Source organism: Nocardia cyriacigeorgica (assembly GCF_010858045.1).
Classification (GTDB): domain Bacteria; phylum Actinomycetota; class Actinomycetes; order Mycobacteriales; family Mycobacteriaceae; genus Nocardia; species Nocardia cyriacigeorgica_E.
On record NZ_JAAGVC010000032.1, the window covers coordinates 1 to 18694 of the forward strand.

Genomic DNA, 18694 nt, shown 5'->3' on the forward strand with positions numbered 1-18694 from the left:
CGGTGCGGGCGGCGCGGCCGTCGCGGGCCAGGCGGCGATGCGCGGATGCGGCCATGTCGTCGATGGCCGGACGCAATCGATCCAGGGTGACGATGTCGTGTTCGAACGTGGTCTCGGCGCTGATCTGTTTGGCCTCGGCCCGCTCGGTGACCGGCCGGTCGTCGATGCCGCGCGCCAAGCGGTGCAGCGCCGCGCCGACACTGCTGCCGAGGATCGACACCGCCTCCGCCTCCGGTAGCGCCGCGAACGCGCCGACGGTCTCGATGCCGAGCGAGCGCAGTTTCGCATCGGCCACCGGGCCGATCCCCCAGAGTTTGCGCACCGGCAGGGCGGCGAGCAGCTGCTGTTGTTCGGCGGGCGAAACCACCCGGATGCCATCGGGTTTGGCCAGGCCGGAGGCGATCTTGGCGAGCTGTTTGCCGGTACCGGCGCCCACCGAGGCGACCAGCCCGGTGCGTTCGCGCACCAGCGCCCGCAGCTCGGCGCAGAATTCGTGCACCTGAGCAACGGATGCGCCGGCCAGTTCGGCGGGTTCGCCGAACGCTTCGTCGAACGACAACGTCTCGAGCACCGGGATGCGGCTGCGCAGCGCGTCGAACACCCGCCCGCTCATCACGCCGTAGACGGCGCCGCGCGGCGGCACGACCACCGCCGTCACCCCGACCAGCCGCCGCGCCTGATGCATCGGCATCGCCGAGCGCGCCCCGTACACCCTGGCCTCGTAGCTGGCGCCGGCGACCACGCCGCGACCGCCGGTGCCGCCGACGAGCACCGGCCTGCCGCGCAGGGTCGGCCTGGTCAGTTGTTCACAAGAGGCGAAGAAGGCGTCCATGTCGATGTGCAGTACCCAGCGGCGGGAAGTGACGGCGGCCGGATCGGCAGCGTGGGCCGGATGCTGCGGGCTCACCATCGGGTCGCCGGGCGTTGGCTGAGACGGTCCGGCAGCTGTCCCGGGCATTCCGATCATGAGCGCGCCCGGGTCGACCGGTCATCGGCACCGGTGCGGGTTTCGGACGCACCACGGTCTGCGTGCACCGCCCCGGAATCCAGCGGCCGACACCGGGCTGCTGCGCCGCTCCCCGCTCGAAGAAGAACGCCATACGCGGTGACGGTCCCAGGACTGGCGCACATGGGCAGGAACTTACGCGTGCGCACCGACAGGTTCGGCGCAGTCGCGCACCACCGGGCCCGGCGCGGCCCGGATGCCTGCTCGTCGCTGCCGGTTTGCCTGCGGATTCCTCCCCGGCCCAGCTACCGCCGCAACGGCGCTGACCTGCCATGATCAACCGGGCCCCGGCACCGGTGAACCGCCGATCCGGCCCGGGGATCGGACTCGGCGCGGCGCCGGATATGTGATGATCGGTCCATGATGATCCGCAAGGCTGTGATTCCCGCCGCCGGTATCGGTTCCCGCCTGCTGCCGCTGACCAAGGCGATCCCCAAGGAGATGCTTCCGGTCGGCGACAAGCCGGTGATCGAGCACACCGTGCGCGAACTGGTCGCCTCCGGCATCACCGATATCACCATCGTGGTCAGCGGCGGTAAATCGCTGATCCAGGACCACTTCCGCCCCAATCCGGCGCTGGTGGCGCAGCTGCGCGCGGACGGGAAGACCGCCTACGCCGATGCCGTCGAAGAGGTCGGCGAGCTGTCGCGGGCAGGCCACATCACCTACCTGGACCAGCACGGCCCCTACGGCAACGGCACCCCGGTGCTCAATGCCGCCCGCGCCCTGGGCGACGAGCCGATGCTGGTGCTGTGGCCCGATGACGTCTTCGTCGCCGAGACCCCGCGCGCCCAGCAGCTGATCACCGCCTACGAGACCACCGGCTGCCCGGTGCTGGCGCTGATGCCGATGGATCCGAACGAGTCCCAGCGCTACGGCGTGCCGATGGTGCACGAGGATCTCGACAACGGGTTGCTGCGCATCTCGGGGCTGATGGAGAAGCCGAAGCCCGAGGACGCCCCGTCGGCGTACGCGGCGATCGGTGGCTACGTGGTGACGCCCGGCATCATCGAGGAGCTGCGCAAGCAGACCGAACGCTGGTACACCCACCGCACCGGCGAGGTCTATCTCACCGATGCCATCAATGCCTTCGCCTCCGGGCACGCGGTGTACGGCCAGGTCATCAAGGGCCGCTGGTACGACACCGGTAATCCGGCCGACTACCTGGTCGCCCAGTTCGCCACGGCGCTGGCCCACCCGGATTACGGCCCGCGGCTGCGCCAGCTGATCGACTGAGTCAGAACCGCCGGATCGAGTAGATCTCGAACTGGTTCAACGGCGCGAGCCCGACCGGGACGCCGCGGCCGTAGGCGTTGAAGATCTGCCCGAACCCGGCGTAGATGCCGACGTGTGAGGCGTCGGCATTGAGGATCACCACATCGCCGGGCGAAAGGGCATAGCGCGGGACCTCGGCACCCACCTCGGCCTGTTCCCAGGTCGTGCGCGGCAGCCGCACCCCGACCTGCGCGTAGGCCCACTGGACCAGCGCCGAGCAGTCCCACGAATGCGGCCCCTCACTGCCCCATTCGTAGGGTTTGCCGGCCTGGGTGATGGCGGCGGCCAGCGCGCCGAGCCCGGCGGGGCTCGGCAGCGGCAGCGCGGCCGAACCGCTGGAACTTCCCGAGCCGGAACCGGATCCGGAACCCGAGGACGATCCCGAGTCTCCGCTACCGGACGAGCTGCCGGTGTCGGGTGCGGCGACGGCGGGGGTGGCCAGAGTGATTGCCGCGAGGGCGGCGAAGCAGAAGCCGGTGATGGTCCGGCGCAGTGGGGTTCTCGTCACGTGCTCGCCCTTCGGTCGGCCCGGCCGACGAGCCGTCCACCGGGACGCGTATCAGGTAGAACAATCCGTACCGATAGTCACTGCGGCACCGGCAGGAACTTCAGCCCCAGCAGCAACAGCCCGATTGTGCCGCGCCGTAAATGCGAGCACCGCGGATTCAGCTAATCCCCGGTGTGTGATTTACATCACAATTCAGGTCGTGGCGAAGCGCACGAACGCGGAGAGGACGAGGGGCCACACCGCCCGGCAGGACCGGAGGAACCGACCCGCATCCGGCACGACCGAGATTCGACGGCGCCGAGCTACCGGCCGAGCACACTCGCCCCTGCACCTCTGGCCAGCGCGGACGACGATCCGCAGCACGGACCGGCCCCCGAACGAACCGGTGTGGGCGGCGATCCGATCCCGCCGCCCACACCGGCCGCACTCACGCCTTCGCCACCGTGGCGCGGGCACCGCCGACCAACTCGGCCGCCTCGGCACCCGCCGCACCGAACGTCAGCTCGGTAGCCAGGATTTCGCCGGCGATCAGATCCCGATGGGTTTGCGCCCACGCCTGCCGGTCCTCGGGCACCTCGAGCACCACGGTGATCCGGTCGGAGACGTCGAGGCCGAGCGACTTACGGGTCTCCTGGAGATCGCGGATGAGGTCGCGAGCCCAGCCCTCGGCCTCCAACTCCTCGGTGACCACCGAGTTCAGCACGACCAGACCGGCATTGCCCGGCAGGGCCGCGGTGGACTCCGGCTCGGCCGCCACCAGCCGTTGGGTGTACTCCTCGGGCAGCAGCTCGATACCGGCCGCGCTCACCACGCCGTCGGCACTCTCCGACCACTCGCCGGCCTTGACCGCCTTGATCACCGTCTGCACGTCCTTGCCGAGGCGCGGGCCGGCCGCACGGGCATTGACGACCAGCTCGAACCGGCCGTGCGAGGCGACATCGGTGGTGAGATCCACCTTCTTGACGTTCACCTCGTCGGCGATGATGTCGGCGTAGGGCACCAGCCGCTCGGCGTCGGCCGCGGCGATGGTCACCTCGGCCAGCGGCAGCCGCACCCGCAGGTTCTGCGCCTTGCGCAGGCTCAGCACCGTCGAGCACACCGTGCGCGCCTCGTCCATCGCGGCGACCAGCTCGGGATCGTGCGGCAGCTCCTCGGCGGCCGGCCAATCGGTCAGATGCACCGAACGCCCGCCGGTGAGCCCGCGCCAGATCACCTCGGTGATCAGCGGCAGCAGCGGAGCGGCCAGCCGGGTGGTCACCTCCAGCACGGTGTGCAGGGTGTCGACGGCGTCGCGCTCCTCTTCCCAGAATCGCGAACGCGACCGGCGCACATACCAGTTGGTCAGCGCGTCGGCGAAGGTGCGCAGTTCATCGCAGGCGCCGGCGATGTCGTAGACCTCGAGCGCCTCGGTGATCGCGTCCCTGGTCACCGCGAGCTTGGCCAGGATGTAGCGGTCGAGCACATGCGCCGAATCCGTGCGCCACACACCCGGTTTCGAGGCGTAGAGCTGCAAGAAGGTCCACGCGTTCCACAGCGGGCGCAGTGCGTGGCTCACGCCCTCGCGGATGCCGCGCTCGGTGACGATGAGGTTGCCGCCGCGCAGGATCGGCGAGCTCATCAGGAACCAGCGCATCGCATCGGAGCCGTCGCGGTCGAACACCTCCTTCACGTCCGGGTAGTTGCCCTTGGACTTGCTCATCTTCAGCCCGTCGTCGCCCAGCACGATGCCGTGCGCGGCAACGGTTTTGAACGCCGGGCTGTCGAACAGCGCGGTGGCCAGCACGTGCAGGGTGTAGAACCAGCCGCGGGTCTGGCCGTTGTACTCGACGATGAAATCGCCCGGGAAGTGGCTGTCGAACCAGTCCTTGTTCTCGAACGGGTAGTGCACCTGGGCATAGGGCATCGAACCCGACTCGAACCAGCAGTCGAGCACCTCCGGCACCCGCCGCATGGTGGACTTTCCGGTCGGATCGTCCGGGTTCGGGCGGGTGAGCTCGTCGATCATCGGACGGTGCAGATCGGTCGGGCGCACACCGAAATCACGTTCGAGCTCATCGAGCGAGCCGTAGACGTCCACCCGCGGGTAGGCCGGATCATCGGAGACCCACACCGGGATCGGGCTGCCCCAGTAGCGGTTACGGCTGATGTTCCAGTCCCGCGCGCCCTCGAGCCACTTGCCGAACTGGCCGTCGCGGATGTGCTCGGGCACCCAGGTGATCTGCTTGTTCAGCTCGACCATCCGGTCACGGAACCGGGTCACCGCCACGAACCACGACGGCACCGCCATGTAGATCAGCGGCTGGCCCGAGCGCCAGCTGTGCGGGTAGGAGTGCTCGATGGTCTCGTGCCGCAGCAGCTTTCCGGCGGCCTTGAGGTCCTTGATGATCACCGGATTGGCGTCGAAGACCATCAGGCCCTCGTACGGCGGCACCATCGAGGTGAACTTGCCGCCAGGGTCCAGCGGCTGCACGATCGTGATGCCGTTGGCCGTGGCGACATCCATGTCCTCTTCACCGAACGCGGGCGCCAGGTGCACGACGCCGGTACCGGAGTCGGTGGTGACGTAGTCGGCCGACAGCACCCGGTGGGCGTTGGGGTGGCCGAGGAAGAAGTCGAACGGCGGCCGATACGTCAGCCCGACCAGTGCGGCGCCGTCGTATTCGGCGAGCACCTCGGGCTCCTCGCCGAACTCACGCGCGTAGTGCGACACCCGTTCGGCGGCGAGCACATAGCGCTTGCCGTCGGCGCCACGCAGATGCACGTAGCGCACATCGGGATGCACCGCGATCGCGAGGTTGGACGGCAGCGTCCACGGGGTGGTGGTCCAGATCAGGGCATTGGCGCCGTCGAGTTCGTGCAGCGGATGCTCGGCGGGCACCGTCAGCACCATGTCCACGGTGACCGCCGGGTCCTGACGCATCTTGTAGGCGTCGTCGAGGCGGGTCTCCTGATTCGACAGCGGGGTCTGCTCGTACCAGCTGTAGGGCAGCACCCGGAAACCCTGATAGATCAGGCCCTTGTCGTAGAGCGACTTGAACGCCCACATGACCGACTCCATGAAGTCGAGATCGAGGGTCTTGTAGTCGTTGTCGAAGTCGACCCAGCGCGCCTGCCGGGTGACATAGTCGCGCCATTCCCCGGTATACCGAAGGACCGACGTTTTACACGCGGCATTGAATTCCGCGAGCCCCATCGCATCGATCTGTGATTTGTCCGTGATACCGAGCTGCTTTTCCGCCTCGATTTCCGCGGGAAGTCCATGACAGTCCCAGCCGAATCGCCGATCGACGCGCTTACCGCGCATCGTCTGGAAACGCGGGATCAGATCCTTCACATATCCGGTGAGCAAATGACCGTAATGTGGCAGACCGTTGGCAAACGGCGGGCCATCGTAGAAGACGAACTCGCCTTCGCCCGAAGTGCCTGCCTGCGAGCGGTTTTCGATGCTGGCGCGGAAGGTGTCGTCGGCAGCCCAGGCGTCGAGTACGGCGCGTTCCAGGTCGGGGAACGACGCGCCCGGCCCGGCGCCGAGGTCGACGCGGGGATATGCGCTGCTACTGGAATTCTCGTCCGCCATCGCGGTGCGTCTCCTCGTGCCCGTGCGCCGTAGCGCACTCTCCTCGGCACGGGGACGACTCCGGCGCCCGGTGCGCCGAAACCGCGGTACCACCCCGCTTGTCCAGGCGCCCCCACCGGCGCCGGACCTCTCGTCCTGAGCTGTGACGGGCTCACCCGTTCGGTTCTAATGAGTGTGCGGCGGCCCTAGCTGGGCGAACACACCGTTCTTCCGAAGGCTCCCCGGTGATGGCCGGATCGACGCCGTATTCATGTTTGATTCTAACCAGTTCGGTCAAACCAGTATTTCGACGGCCACGCCGCCGCGACGGCCACGCGAACCGGCAAACGCTCAGCGCTTGGCATGCCTGCCCTGCGGGGGCCGGTCGTCACCTTCGGGTTTGCCCATCGACAACGCGCTCACCAGCAACAACACAGCTCCGATCACGCACACCACGATGCAGCCCCACGCCCAGACGACCGAGCCGGTGGTCAGCGCTGCGACCAGTAGGGCGAAGCCGATAGCGGCGAGGACAAGCGTCAAGACGAGCATGGTGACCCCCAGGGGATGCCAGGCGGCCCGACTGCGTCTGAGGTGTGACTATTTGCCACCCTTGGCGAACGACGCGGGCGCGAGGTTGTTCGAACCGGTGTCGAAGGCCTCGCCGCCGTCGACGGGCACCGCGGACCCGCGGTTCTCCAGCTCTTCGAGCTGCGATTCCAGGTAGGACTTCAGCCGCACGCGGTACTCGCGTTCGAAGGTCTTGAGCTGCTCGATCCGGCTTTCCAGCACCGTGCGCTGCTGGGTGATGGTCGCCATGATCTCGGTGTGCTTGCGCTCGGCGTCGGCCTGCAGGGCGTCGGCCTTTTCCTTGGCCTGGCGCAGCTGGTTGTCCGAACGGGTCTGCGCGTCCGACAGCATCGCTTCCGACTTCTGGCGGGCGTCGGCGATCATCGCCTCGGACCGGGTGCGGGCATCGCCGACGAGTCGCTCGGAATTCGCCCGGGCATTCGACAGCAAATTCTCAGCTTCGGACTTGGCATCGCTGGTGAGGCGATCGGCCATCTCCTGGGCGAGGCTGAGCACCTTGGCGGCCTGCAGATTGGAGTCGGCGCCCGCGGGATCCTTGGCGGCGGGCGCGGGCGCGGCAATCGGCGCCGGCGGCGCCGCGGGCACCGGTGGTTTCACCGGTTCGGGCGGAGGTGCCTGCTGGACCGGCTGTTTCGCGGTGGCGACGGCCGCATTGCCGCGGTTCTTCTTCGCATCGGCCAGCTCGGAATCGAGCTCGGCAACCCGCTGGCGCAGGTCTGCGTTCTCCTCGATCAGGCGCGAAAGCTCCTGCTCCACGAGATCCAGGAAGGCGTCTACTTCGTCTTCGTTGTAGCCGCGCTTCCCGATCGGCGGTTTGCTGAACGCGACGTTGTGCACATCGGCTGGGGTCAGCGGCATGGAAGGATCCCTTCACGCGTCTTTTGGAGATCTAGCAGATCTGGCGAGCTGTGTCCTCGGCCCATTCTGTCACACCGGGGCTACCGGCTGCCCGAGCCTGCTCACGATCGACATCAGGATGAAGACGATGAATAGCAGGACCATTATCGACAGATCGAGCCGAATTCCCCCCAATGACACCGGTGGTATCAACCGCCTCAGGAGTTTCACCGGAGGATCGGTGATCGTGAAGATCACCTCGAGGATGACGACCACGATGCCACTGGGGCGCCAGTCACGGGCGAAGCTACGGATGAACTCGACGATCACCCGGCTGATCAGCAACAGCCAGAAGATGAACAGCACGAAGTACAGCACCGCGAACAAGGCCACGACCTCACTCTGCCGCAAAATCGGCGTCGCGCAAAATGGCCGCGCCGACCAGTTCGACCCGCATCCGGCTCTCCCCCCGGTTCATGATGCTATTTCTGGTTGTAGAAGCCTGTTTCGGCGATCCGGCGGCGTTCCTCGGCCGATACGTCGACATCGGCAGGTGAGAGCAGGAACACCTTGGTGGCCACCTTGTCGAAGGAGCCGCGCAGCGCGAAGGCCAGGCCCGCGGCGAAGTCGACCAGCCGTTTCGCGTCGGCATTGCTGAGATCCACCAGGTCCATGATCACCGGGTTGCCCTCGCGGAACCGCTCGCCGATGATCCGGGCCTCGCTGTAATCGCGCGGGCGCAGCGTCGTGATCTTGGACAAGGGACCTCCGTCCTCGAAGATCGCGGGACGGCGGGCGACGACGGGATCGGGACGCATCCGCTCTTCCAGTCGCCGTTCCTCGGCCTCGGGATCGACGGCGAGCGCACCACGGGTGGTGCCACGCATGATCGGCGCGCCGGCGCCGGCCCGGAACCGGCCCGAAGCCGCGGCGTCGATGCGCGTGGGGCGGCGCGGCGCCTCGTAACGGTCCTCGCCGTAGCTCTCGGCGGTGTAATCGTCGCGCCGGGCGGGCGGGTAGCCGGCCTGGTACGGCGACTTGTAGGCCGGCTCGTCGAACTCGGCGTCGTCGTAGCGGTCGTCGGCGTACCGGTCGGCGCCGTAGCCGGGACGGTCGGCGTAGTCGCGAGGCCGGCGCGTGCCGCGTTCGTCCATCGGGCGAGGGCCACGATCGTCGACGTAGTCGTCTTCGTAATCCTCGAGCGGAACCATGCCGAAGTAGGCCTTGAATTTGTGCAGGGTACTCATCGTTCCACCTCGCTAACGCTCGCCTCGGGCATGGCCACGACGGCCCTGGTCCCACGCTCGCTCATTTCCTCCCCCTTGCCGACACCCGACTCCGCCGTGACCACGATGGTGGCGGTGTGTATCGCTCGCTCACTTCGCTCGCTCATCCTGGTCGACCTTCCTTCGGCCCCGGTGACGGCCGGGTGTTGAAGTCTTGCTCAGCCCCTCGTCGGTCCCAGCATATGTGTCGAATGTGACTGATGAGGTTTCTTTGCTACGCCGAGGTTATCGGTCGGGCGCCCATGAGAGCGGTACCGACACGCACACACGTGCTCCCGTGTTCGATCGCCGATTCCAGATCTCCCGACATTCCGGCCGACAATTCCGACGCGCCGGGATGAGCGGCGGTCAGCTCGGCGTGTACAGCCGCCAGCCGCGCGAAGGCGGCGGCCGGCTCCACCTCCAGCGGAGGTATCGCCATCAGGCCCGACAGCCGCAGCGCGGGCGCCTCGGCGATCCGATCCGCCAGTGCCGCAACGGCATCCGGCGCGACACCGCCGCGACCAGGATCCTCGTCCAGGCTCACCTGGATGAGCACGTTCAGCGGTGCGCCGCGCTCACCCACCTCGAGCGCCGCGGCGGCCGCGACGTCAAGGGCCGTTGCCAATCGTTCGCTGTCCACCGAATGCACCGTATGCGCCCAGCGGGCGACCGATTTGGCCTTGTTGCGTTGCAGCCGCCCGATCATGTGCCACTGGATATCCGGGTGCCGGGTGAGTTCGGACACTTTCGCGCTGGCTTCCTGCTCGCGTGATTCACCGAACTCCCTGCGGCCGAGGCTATAAAGGATTTCCACGTCCGCGGCGGGAAAGAATTTCGTCACCGGCAGCAGGCGGACACTGCCCGGGTCGCGGCCGGCGGCCGCGCAGGCGGCGTCGATGCGGTCGAGCAGCGCGGCCAGATTGGCGGCCAGTTCGGTGGTGCGGCGGTCGAGGGTCTGAGCGGTGCTCGTCGGACTCACGCCTGCGGCTCCCCTTCCTCCATCCAGATGACTCCGCCGAGCCGGCCGGTCGGTGCGCCGCGGCGGTGGCTGAACAACGTCTTGTCCTCGATCGTGCAACGCGGATCGACGGCGACGGCGCCGACGCCCGCGGTGGTGAGCTGACGGCGCAGCCCGGCCCGCAGATCCAGGCCGGGTGTGCCGCGTTCGGTGGTGGTGGCGCTGCCGGGCAGATGCCGTTCCACATCGGCGCGCATCTCGGCGGGCACCTCGTACTGCCGCCCGCTGGCGGCGGGCCCGAGGAAGGCGCCGATGCGGTCGATGCGAGCGCCGACCGAGACCATGGCATCCAGGACGCGGGGCACGATGCCGATGCGGGCGCCGATCCGGCCCGCGTGCACCGCGGCGATCACCCCGGCTTCGTCATCGGAGAGCAGGATCGGCACACAGTCGGCGGTGACGACCACCAAGGCCAGGCCGCCGACGGTGGTCACCAGCGCATCGGTGGCCGGTACCGGTTCGGTGCGCGGCCCGTCGACGATCTCGACGTTGCGGCCGTGGATCTGTTCCATCCAGACCAGCCGCTGCGGCGGCAGGCCGATGGTCTCGGCGAGCCGCTCGCGGTTGCGGCGCACGGCCTGCGGATCGTCACCGACATGGTCGCCGAGATTGAACGAGTCGTACGGTGCGGCGGAGTAGCCTCCGGCGCGCGTCGTGACCACGCGCCGGACTGTGCGAACCGAAACCGATGTCATGCCGACGAGCGTAGTCGGCTCTCGCCTATCCGCCGGTCAGCGCGGGTGCGCGGGTGATCAGCGTCGCATGAACGACGGGACGTCGACATCGTCGTCGTCATCGTCGCCGGTGTCCGGCGGCGGGGTGTGCGAACGGCCGGTGTGGCCTGCGATGGGATCGGCTGCCGGACGGGGCCGCTCGTCGCGGTAGCTCGGCGCCGGTCCCCTGCTCACGCTGCTGGAGGTGGCGGCGGCCGGGCTCTCCGCCGGACGCGCGCTCGACTCGGTGCTGCGGCTCTGGCCGATCTCGCCGGCCCGGCCCGCGCCGATGGTGCCGCGGGTGGTGGCCGGGTCGAAGGTGCGTCTGGCCGGTCCGCCGCCGTCGAAGCCCGCCGCGATGACGGTGACGCGCACTTCGTCGCCGAGCGAATCGTCGATGACGGTACCGAAGATGATGTTGGCCTCGATGTGCGCGGCCTCCTGCACCAGCGAGGCCGCCTCGTTGATCTCGAACAGACCCAGATCCGAGCCGCCGGCGATCGACAGCAGCACGCCGTGCGCACCGTCCATCGAGGCCTCCAGCAGCGGCGAGTTGATCGCCGCCTCGGCCGCCTTCACCGATCTGCCCTCGCCCCGCGAGGAGCCGATGCCCATCAGCGCGCTGCCCGCACCGGACATGACGCTCTTGACGTCGGCGAAGTCGACGTTGATCAGGCCGGGAGTGGTGATCAGGTCGGTGATGCCCTGGACACCGTTGAGCAGCACCTCGTCGGCGGAGCGGAAGGCGTCCATCAGGCTCACCGCCGCGTCGCCGAGCTGCAGCAGCCGGTCGTTCGGGATGACGATCAGCGTGTCGCAGGATTCGCGCAGCATATTGATGCCGACCTCGGCCTGGTTGCCGCGCCGCTTGCCCTCGAAGGAGAACGGGCGGGTGACCACACCGATGGTGAGCGCACCGAGCTTGCGCGCGATGCTGGCGACGACGGGGGCGCCACCGGTACCGGTGCCACCGCCCTCGCCTGCGGTGACGAAGACCATGTCGGCGCCCTTGAGCACCTCTTCGATCTCGTCCTTGTGATCCTCTGCGGCCTTGCGGCCGACTTCGGGATCGGCGCCGGCTCCGAGGCCGCGGGTGAGTTCGCGACCGACGTCGAGTTTGACGTCGGCATCACTCATCAGCAGCGCCTGGGCGTCGGTGTTGACCGCGATGAACTCGACTCCCTTGAGTCCCTGTTCGATCATCCGGTTGACGGCGTTCACGCCGCCGCCGCCGATACCGACGACCTTGATCACTGCAAGGTAGTTGTGCGGGGGCGTCATGGGCTCTCGCCTTCCTTCGATCCAAAGCCTGTCGTTTCCGGATGCTCGGCACCGATCCGCGTCGGCCGGGCCGTGTCTCCCAGCGGTCCGCGACTCGAGCAAACCCTAAACCTCAACCATAGGGTTGGCGTTATGTCAAGTATCCGACTGGTGCCGAACGCTATTCGCAGCCGACGCGATCCGCGCGCAGGCGCGCCGAGACGAGAATCAGAATCTTGTGTGATCCCGCTCGTGCGGACACGCCGGACGTCGTATCGTGGTCGGTTGCCCCCCGGCGGGAATCCCGTTGCGGGGACGCCTCCCGGACCGCCACCGAAAACTCGCCGGACACAAGGGGTATCACGCCGAGTTCGATGGACTTCGATCATTTTACCGTCACCAGATCGGGGCTCGACACGTCGAAGACCGTGCCGGGGCGGGTCAGCAGCGGGCCGACCACCGCCACCTTGCGTTCGGCATCGTCGGCCCCGCCCCACAATACTGTCCGGCCATCGCGCAGCCGCAGCGAAATATCCGAAATCGACCGCACCGCAACCTCGCCCACCTGCACTCTCAGCGCCGGTGGCAGCGCGGTGACCACCGCCACCGCGGCGCGGGTACCCGGGTCGGCGCTGCCGGGATGGTCGGCGGTCAATTCCGGCACTCCGATCGGCGGCGGCTCGATCGCGTACTCGACACTCTCGGCATCGAGCAGATGCGCACCGCGTTCGCTGGTATAGAACAGCACCGGTGCGCGCTCGGTGATCGTCACCCGCACCGTCGACGGGAACGAACGCTGCACCCGTACCGTGCTCACCTTCGGAATGCTCGCCACCCGTGCGGCCATGGCGGCGGTATCGATCCGCAGCATCGACTGGCCGTCCGGAATCTCGAGTAACTCCCGCACCTGCTCCTCCGGCACCGCCGACAGCCCCTGGATCTGCACCGTCCGCACCGACAGCAGCGGCGTGAACCAGGCCACGACGATCACGGTGATCAGCAGGCACACCGCGGGCAATCCCCACAGCCGGATCCGGCGCCATCCACGCGCACCGAACAGCTCGGCTCCGGACCGCACCCGCGCTCACCGCCCGAACTGCGGACGCGCGCGTAGGCCGTCGAGGATCTGGCTGCCGAGCATGGTGACATCGCCCGCGCCCATGGTGATGACCACGTCGCCGGGCAGTGCCAGACCCGCCACCTGCCGTCCGACCCGCGACATATCGGGTTGGTAGTGCACCGGTGTGGTGACCGACTGGGCCACCAGCGCGCCGTTGACACCGGGCAGCGGCTCCTCGCGGGCGCCGTAGACATCGAGCACCACCACCTCGTCGGCCAGGTCGAGGGCGGCGCCGAACTCCTTGGCGAAGGTCGCGGTGCGGCTGTAGAGATGCGGCTGGAACACCACGATCACCCGGCCGCGTCGCGAACGCGCGCCATCGGCGGCTTCCTGTTCGACCAGTGCCGCCGCGGCGCCGAGCACCGCACGCACCTCGGTGGGATGGTGGGCGTAATCGTCGAAGACCCGCACGCCGTTCTCCCGGCCGACGAACTGGAACCGGCGGTGCACCCCGCCGAAGCCCTCCAGGCCCTGGATGATCTCGTCGAGATCGGCGCCGGTGGCACGCGCGGCCAGCAGGGCGGCCAGCGCGTTGAGCGCCATATGCCTGCCGGGCACGGACAGCCGCAGGGTGCGCGGGGTCGACTCGCCCTCGAGCTGGAATTGCGCCAGGCCCCCCACATCGCGCGGTTCCCAGCTGTGCAGCCGGACTCCGACCGGTACCGGGGCATCGGCGAGATCGCCGGAGCCGTAGCCGAGCACCCGCACGCCCTTCTCGGCCAGCCGGTCACCGACGCGCTCGGCCAGCGCGCGCGAACCGGGATCGTCCAGGCACACCACCAGCAGGCCGCCGGGGGCGAGCCGGTCGGCGAAATCGTCGAAGACCTGGGTGTAGGCCTCGTCGGAGCCGAAGTAATCCAGGTGATCGGATTCGATATTGGTGACCACGGCGACGTCGGGGTCGTATTGCAGCAGCGAACCGTCGCTCTCGTCGGCCTCGGCGACGAAGATGTCACCGCTGCCGTGGTGGGCGTTGGTGCCCGCCTCGTTGAGTTCACCGCCCACCGCGAAGGACGGATCGACCCCGCAGTGCTGCAACGCCACGATCAGCATCGAGGTGGTGGAGGTCTTGCCGTGGGTGCCCGAGACCAGCAGCGTGCGATGCCCGCTCATCAGCGAGGCCAGCACGGCCGGGCGCAGCAGCACCGGGATATCGCGCCGATTCGCCTCGACCAGTTCGGGATTGGTCTTGGGGATCGCGGCGTAGGTGGTCACCACCACGGTCGGGCCGCCGGGCAGCAGATCCAGCGCACTGGCGTCATGGCCGATGCGCACCTGGGCGCCGCGGGCGCGCAACGCGAGCACACCGCGGCTCTCCTTGGCATCGGAGCCGGACACCGCACCACCGCGGGAGAGCAGGATCCGGGCGATACCGGACATTCCCGCGCCGCCGATGCCGACCATGTGCACCCGTTCGAGCAGGGGCGGCAGGGCGGCCCGCGCGTCGAGGCTGCTCGCTTCCCCGGTCATCGGCCCGCCACCCGGACAGCGATGCGGGCAACCTCGTCCGCGGCGTCGCGATGTCCGGCGCCTGCGGCGGCGCGGCCCATCTCGGTCAGCCGTGCGGGGTCCGTGAGCAGGGCAATCACCTCATCGATCACGTAGGAGGGCGTCAGCTGGGAATCGGCCACAATTGTGCCACCACCCGCGGCGACGACGGGGCGGGCGTTGAGCTCCTGCTCGCCGTTGCCGTGCGGCAGCGGCACGTACACCGCGGGCAGCCCGACCGCGGACACCTCGGCGACCGTCATCGCGCCCGAGCGGCAGACCACCGCGTCGGCGGCGGCGTAGGCCAGATCCATCCGGGAAAGATACGGCACCGCCACATAGGGCGCCGACGGCGTGCCCGGCGGCAACTCCAGGGTGTTCTTCGGGCCGTGCGCGTGCAGCACCGAGATACCGGCGGCGGCCAGCTCCTTCGCCGCGCCCGAGACCGCCTCGTTGAGCCTGCGCGCGCCCTGGGATCCACCGAACACCAGCAGCACCGGGCCCTCGGCGGGCAGGCCGAAATGGGCGCGGGCCTGCGCGCGCAGCGCGGCGCGGTCCAGTGTGGTGATGGCCGCGCGCACCGGGATGCCGATGACCTCGGCGCCGGCCAGCCCGGAATCCGGCACGGCGGCCAGCACCCGGGCCGCGACGCGCGCGCCGACCTTGTTCGCGATCCCGGCCTTGGCGTTGGCCTCGTGCACCACCACCGGCACCGCGCGCCTGCGCCGCAGGGCACCGCGACCGGCGGCCAGGTAGGCGGGCAGGGCCACGTAGCCGCCGAAACCGATGATCACATCGGCGTCGACCGCGTCGATGACGGCGCGGGCGGCGGCCACCGACGCGCGCACCCGGGCGGGCAGGCGCAGCAGATCGGCGCTGAGTTTGCGGGGCAGCGGCACCGGCGGGATCAGCTCCAGCGGATAGCCGCGCTCGGGCACCAGCGTCGTCTCGAGGCCGCGGGCGGTGCCGAGCGCGGTCACCCGGATCGACGGGTCGAGGCGGCGCAGGGCGTCGGCCACGGCCATGGCCGGTTCGATATGGCCGGCGGTGCCGCCGCCGGCGACCACCACCGAGAGTGCCTTCCCATGCGCGTCCGAGGTGCGGGTCGCCCCGCTCACCGCGGTGTTCTCGTTCGCGGACTGGCGTGCACTCACCTGGATCTTCCTCGTTCTCTCGCGTGTGTGACCGGATAGTTCGGCTCCCAGGCGCGGGTCGCGCGCGCGGAGCCGGTGCCGCGGCTGGTCGCCGAGCGTCGCCGTGGATCGGCGTCGCGTTGCCCGCCGGTGCGTGGCCTGCGCGCCGGTGGCGGCCCGCCACGTTGTCCCGGCTTGGCCCGCGCGGCCGACCGCGCCCTGGCCGCCTCCGCCTTCGCCGGTGCGTACACCTCCGGTTTAGGCAGTCGGAGCAATCTACTGAATCGGCCGTCCTGGCCCGCGTGCAAGGCCGCGACCGCCTCGGGTTCGTGCCTGGCGGCATTGGCGATGATGCCGAACATGAACAGCGTGATCGCCAGCGAGGACCCACCGGCCGAGACCAGCGGCAGCTGCAAGCCGGTGACCGGCAGCAATCCGACGACGTAGCCGATATTGATCAGCGCCTGCCCGGTGATCCAGGTGGTCGCGGTCGCGGTGAGCAGCCGCAGGAACGGATCGGCCGAGCGGGCGGCGATGCGCAGTCCGGTATAGACGAACAGCGCGAACAGGCCGAGCACCAGCGCACAGCCGAGGAAGCCGAGTTCCTCGCCGATGATGGCGAAGATGAAGTCGTTGTGGGAGTTGGGCAGATAGTTCCATTTGGCCCGGCTCTGGCCGAGCCCGCGGCCCCAGATGCCGCCGTCGGCGAGGGAGAACTTGGCCTGCATGGCCTGATAGTTGATGCCCTGCGGATCGTCGCCGGGGTTGAAGAAGGCGCGCATGCGGTCGGAGCGGTATCCGGCCGAGAGCGCGAGCACGCCCGCCGCGATCACGCCGGAGATCGCGATCGTCACGAACAGCCGCACCGGCAGCCCGCCGAACCACAGCAGTGCCGCGAGCACGATGCCGACGGCGATGGTGGTGGACAGGTTGGGCTGCAACACGATCAGCAGACACACCAGCAGTCCGGCGGGCACCAGCGGCACCAGGATGTCTTTGAGCGCGGCGTGCTCGGAGCGGCGCGAGGCCAGCAGATGCGCACCCCACACCACCAGCGTCACCTTGACGATCTCCGAGGGCTGCACCGAGAACGCGCCGAGATCGATCCAGCGGCGGGCACCGTTGACCTGCGCGCCGATGCCGGGAATCAGCACGAGCACCAGCGCGAGCACCGACAGCGCGAACACCGGGAACGACAGCTGCCGCAGCCGGCGCAACGGAATCCGCAACGCCAGATAGAACAGCACCGCACCGAGCGCGGCGTACACCGCCTGCTGGACGAACAGCGAATACGCCGACCCACCGTCGGCGTAGGCCTCCACGCTCGACGCCGACAGCACCATCACCAGCCCCAGCACGGTGAGCAGGGTGGCGATGGTGACGACGAGGTGGAACGAGGCCAGCGGACGCGCCAGCCAGGCGCCGAAGCGCGTGCCCGGCCGTGGAGCCCGCGCCGGGGTCACAGCCGCCGCCCGATGTCCCCGTCCTCCAGGGTGTGCACCGCGGCGGCGAAGCTACGGCCACGATGGGTGTAATCGGCGAACATGTCCAGCGAGGCCGCGGCCGGGGCCAGCAACACGGTGTCGCCGCGGCGGGCCAGTCCGGCCGCCGCGCGCACCGCCTGTGCCATCACCTCGTCGGCGGCGGCTCTGCCCGCATCATCGTCACCCATGCCTGCATAGTCTCCCGAGGCCAGCTCCACCACGGGGACTTCGGGCGCGTGTCGCGCCAATGCGGACGCGATGACCTCCGCGTCGGTGCCGATCAGCACGGCCCCCACCAGCCGGTCGGCGACCTCTTCGATCAGGTCCTCGACGCCGGCGCCCTTGAGTTGACCACCGGCCACCCACACCACCTGCGGATGCGCCAGGATCGACGACCGCGCGGCATGCGGATTGGTCGCCTTGGAATCGTCGATGAACTCGACGCCACCCACCTCGCGCACGAAGGCCGCCCGGTGCGGGCCGACCTTGTGCTCGACCAGCCCTTCCCGCACGAACTGCGGGGCCACGTCGATGGCCCTGGTCAGTGCGGCGGCGGCGAGGGCGTCGGCGACGCCGGCCGGGCCGGGCGGACTGATCTCCTTGGTTTCGGCCAGGATCGCGGCCTTGGTGAAGGCCCGGTCCAGCAGTTTGCCGTCGACCACGCCGAGTTCACCGTCGGCGGGGACACCGACCCGGAACCCGACGGTGCGTTTGGCCTTGGATTTGCGGGCCAGCGAGGCGGCCACCGGATCGTCGAGGCCGACCACACCGACGCGCCCGACCAGCGCCCGCGCCTTGGCAGCGGCGTAGGCGTCGAGCCCGCCGTGCCAGTCCAGATGATCCTCGGCGACATTGAGCACCACCCCGGCCTCCGGCCGCACCGACGGCGCCCAATGCAGCTGGAACGACGACAGTTCCACCGCGAGCACCTGCGGGCCCGGGTTGCGGCGCAGCGCGTCGAGGATCGGCAGCCCGATATTGCCACAGGCCACGCTGGCGATGCCGGCCGCGCGCAGGATCGAATGCACCATCTGGGTGGTGGTGGTCTTGCCGTTGGTTCCGGTCACCACCAGCCATTTGCGGACTTCGCCGTAGATGCGGGCCTGATCGACCCACCAGGCGAACTCCACATCACCCCAGACCGGGATGCCTTCCGACACCGCCGAGACCAGGACCGGTGAGTCGGGGCGCCAGCCGGGGCTGGTGATCACCAGCGCGAAACGGCTCCAGTCGGCGTGTTCGAGTTCGGCGCAGGTGGCGACCTCGAGGCCGAGTTCGGCGGCCTCGGCCAGGGCCTTGGCACCGCCGTCGGTGACGACCGGTTTGGCGCCGATGTCCTGCAGCGGCTCGATCAGCGAGCGCCCGGAGACACCCCAGCCCGCCACCAGCACCTCACGGCCACGCAGGAATTCGAGCATGGGGCCCGGCGACCGCAGG

16 protein-coding genes are annotated in these 18694 nt (G+C 69.2%); 1 reads left to right on the forward strand and 15 read right to left on the reverse strand.

Annotated features, from left to right (window positions below; all coding sequences use genetic code 11):
• Positions 1-910: DNA polymerase IV (locus tag GV790_RS21990; protein WP_163815573.1), on the reverse strand; the 910-nt coding region annotated here is incomplete at its 3' end.
• 456 nt (positions 911-1366) lie between these two features.
• Between GV790_RS21990 and GV790_RS21995 the strand changes: the two genes are divergently transcribed.
• Complete coding sequence (locus tag GV790_RS21995; protein WP_036535374.1) at positions 1367-2242, forward strand: UTP--glucose-1-phosphate uridylyltransferase; 876 nt, start codon at positions 1367-1369, stop codon at positions 2240-2242.
• 1 nt (position 2243) lies between these two features.
• Here the strand turns inward: GV790_RS21995 and GV790_RS22000 are convergent, their stop codons facing one another.
• From GV790_RS22000 to murD, 14 genes are all read right to left on the reverse strand, one after another.
• Positions 2244-2789 carry a C40 family peptidase gene (locus tag GV790_RS22000; RefSeq protein ID WP_375139413.1) on the reverse strand — a complete coding sequence of 182 codons (546 nt, stop codon included), beginning with the start codon at positions 2787-2789 and terminating at the stop codon, positions 2244-2246.
• A gap of 427 nt (positions 2790-3216) precedes the next feature.
• Entirely contained in the window at positions 3217-6366 is a 3150-nt protein-coding gene (ileS, locus tag GV790_RS22005) for an isoleucine--tRNA ligase (RefSeq protein WP_163815575.1), read from the reverse strand.
• A gap of 330 nt (positions 6367-6696) precedes the next feature.
• Positions 6697-6897: a DUF2207 domain-containing protein gene (locus tag GV790_RS22010; RefSeq protein WP_163815577.1), complete on the reverse strand. Its 201-nt coding sequence runs from the start codon at positions 6895-6897 to the stop codon at positions 6697-6699.
• Between the two features lie 48 nt (positions 6898-6945).
• On the reverse strand, positions 6946-7794 hold the full coding sequence (wag31, locus tag GV790_RS22015) for a DivIVA-like cell division protein Wag31 (protein WP_163815579.1): 849 nt from the start codon (positions 7792-7794) through the stop codon (positions 6946-6948).
• Between the two features lie 69 nt (positions 7795-7863).
• Positions 7864-8166: a YggT family protein gene (locus tag GV790_RS22020; RefSeq protein ID WP_036535351.1), complete on the reverse strand. Its 303-nt coding sequence runs from the start codon at positions 8164-8166 to the stop codon at positions 7864-7866.
• Positions 8167-8255: 89 nt separating this feature from the next.
• Positions 8256-9020 carry a cell division protein SepF gene (locus tag GV790_RS22025; protein WP_163815581.1) on the reverse strand — a complete coding sequence of 255 codons (765 nt, stop codon included), beginning with the start codon at positions 9018-9020 and terminating at the stop codon, positions 8256-8258.
• A 253-nt stretch (positions 9021-9273) separates the two neighbouring features.
• Positions 9274-10020 (reverse strand): YggS family pyridoxal phosphate-dependent enzyme, encoded by a 747-nt coding sequence (locus GV790_RS22030; protein WP_163815583.1) that lies wholly within the window; start codon positions 10018-10020, stop codon positions 9274-9276.
• Positions 10017-10754, reverse strand: a complete 738-nt coding sequence (pgeF, locus tag GV790_RS22035; protein WP_163815585.1) for a peptidoglycan editing factor PgeF — start codon at positions 10752-10754, stop codon at positions 10017-10019. The genes GV790_RS22030 and pgeF overlap by 4 nt, the downstream gene beginning before the upstream one ends.
• Positions 10755-10811: 57 nt before the next feature.
• The gene (gene ftsZ / locus GV790_RS22040) at positions 10812-12053 is read right to left on the reverse strand and encodes a cell division protein FtsZ (protein WP_163815587.1); all 1242 of its coding nucleotides are present in this window, start codon (positions 12051-12053) and stop codon (positions 10812-10814) included.
• Between the two features lie 364 nt (positions 12054-12417).
• Entirely contained in the window at positions 12418-13110 is a 693-nt protein-coding gene (locus GV790_RS22045; protein WP_163815590.1) for a cell division protein FtsQ/DivIB, read from the reverse strand.
• A gap of 6 nt (positions 13111-13116) precedes the next feature.
• Positions 13117-14622 carry a UDP-N-acetylmuramate--L-alanine ligase gene (gene murC, locus GV790_RS22050; RefSeq protein ID WP_163815592.1) on the reverse strand — a complete coding sequence of 502 codons (1506 nt, stop codon included), beginning with the start codon at positions 14620-14622 and terminating at the stop codon, positions 13117-13119.
• Entirely contained in the window at positions 14619-15665 is a 1047-nt protein-coding gene (gene murG / locus GV790_RS22055) for an undecaprenyldiphospho-muramoylpentapeptide beta-N-acetylglucosaminyltransferase (RefSeq protein WP_256673454.1), read from the reverse strand. The genes murC and murG overlap by 4 nt, the downstream gene beginning before the upstream one ends.
• 125 nt (positions 15666-15790) lie before the next feature.
• The gene (gene ftsW / locus GV790_RS22060; protein WP_163815593.1) at positions 15791-17236 is read right to left on the reverse strand and encodes a putative lipid II flippase FtsW; all 1446 of its coding nucleotides are present in this window, start codon (positions 17234-17236) and stop codon (positions 15791-15793) included.
• Entirely contained in the window at positions 17233-18675 is a 1443-nt protein-coding gene (gene murD / locus GV790_RS22065) for a UDP-N-acetylmuramoyl-L-alanine--D-glutamate ligase (RefSeq protein ID WP_163815657.1), read from the reverse strand. The genes ftsW and murD overlap by 4 nt, the downstream gene beginning before the upstream one ends.
• Positions 18676-18694: the final 19 nt, after the last annotated feature.